Raw genomic sequence first — 1496 nt, forward strand, 5'->3', positions numbered from 1 at the left:
ACGGTGGGGAATTCCGCACCTTACGTTAAGGCCATCAAAACCTGAGGGGTGCTCTGGCGACGAGGGATAGAGAGTAAACTACCCGACTCCAACCGCCGAGTAGTACGGAGCAGGCTTTGGGTAATCCTGCAGTTGGCAAGCCAACCACCAACCTCTAATCCAGTTTGCGGGCCGCAGGATCCCTTCCCTCTTGAGAGTTGCACAGAAGCAGAAAGCCTTCTCTTCTGCAGACTCTGCCAGGATCAGCCGTAGTACCCCTGGTTGATCCGATTTTCCAGTTGGTTGGCCCCCTCTTGGTACTCCCCAAACACGAAGTTCTCCGCGTTCGCCTTGATCAGGGCCTTCTGCTGCTCCGTCAATTCTGGGATCCGCAGCATGTCCTCCAGGCTGTTGTAGGGAGCATTTTTCACCAGAATACGGGCCAGGGTGGGATAGAAGCCAGGCAACTGGCGGTAGTTGCGCAGGATGGTGTTGTTCACATCGATGGGAGTGTCAAGATGTTTCACCGGCGGAAGCTCTGCCGCCACGGCCGGGATCCCCAAGGGGGCCAAGCACAGACAGAGCATCAACAGGATAGACACCAAAGCAGACAACAGCCGACGCATAGCACCACCTTTGCAGACAAGGTTGAAAGCAGTCATGACAACGCTCAGGGGATAGGTCGCTAACATTCTCCGACCATTCAGTGTCTCATCCCCGCTACCCCGAATCGAGACCCAGATTCAGATTTGGATCCCGTCAGAAATAATTTTTAACAACTATGATCGGGGAATAGCCTTTTGGCGGCTGACCAACTGCTCATCGCTTTTGTTTTGCCCCATGTCCGACTCCACCATCCTCCATCCCCTCAGCCCCTCTGGCCGGGAGACGTCTCAACCCCTCTCTGCCGCCGATCCAGAGCTGGAGCTGCTAGAGCAGAGAGAACTCTTCGTCTGGCGGCACATCGGGCCAGACGCCCAGCAAATCCGTCAGATGTTGCAGGCCTTGGGGCTGAGCTCTCTACGGGAATTAGTGGATAAGGCGGTGCCGGCGGCGATTCGCAGCAGCCGACCCCTGCACCTGGGATCCCCCAGCAGTGAGCAGCAAGTATTGGCAGAACTGAGGGCAATGGCGGCCCAGAACCAGGTGTGGCGCTCCTTTTTGGGCATGGGCTATTCCAACTGCCTGACGCCGCCGGTGATCCAGCGCAACATTCTGGAGAACCCCGGCTGGTACACCCAGTACACCCCCTACCAGGCAGAGATCGCCCAGGGGCGGCTAGAGGCCCTGCTCAATTTCCAGACGATGGTGATCGATCTAACAGGCATGGAGATCGCCAATGCCTCCCTGCTGGACGAAGCCACTGCTGCCGCTGAGGCTATGAGCCTGGCCTATGCCCTGGCAGGCAAGGGATCCCAGGTCTTCTGGGTGGATCGCGGCTGCCATCCCCAGACCATTGCCGTCGTGCAGACGCGGGCAGAGCCCTTGGGGATCCAGGTGCGTGTGGCGGATCCTTT

1 protein-coding gene and 1 pseudogene are annotated in these 1496 nt (G+C 58.2%); one reads left to right on the forward strand and one right to left on the reverse strand.

The window, feature by feature from the left end:
• Nucleotides 1-242 precede the first annotated feature (242 nt).
• Entirely contained in the window at nt 243-605 is a 363-nt protein-coding gene (gene psbU, locus NW863_RS11930; protein WP_414366594.1) for a photosystem II complex extrinsic protein PsbU, read from the reverse strand.
• A 214-nt stretch (nt 606-819) separates the two neighbouring features.
• On the opposite strand from psbU, the pseudogene NW863_RS11935 reads away from it, so the two are divergent.
• Nucleotides 820-1496: pseudogene (locus NW863_RS11935) on the forward strand (glycine dehydrogenase (aminomethyl-transferring)); the annotation flags it as partial.

This window comes from Synechococcus sp. B60.1 (genome assembly GCF_047462555.1).
In the GTDB taxonomy this organism is placed as follows: domain Bacteria; phylum Cyanobacteriota; class Cyanobacteriia; order Thermostichales; family Thermostichaceae; genus Thermostichus.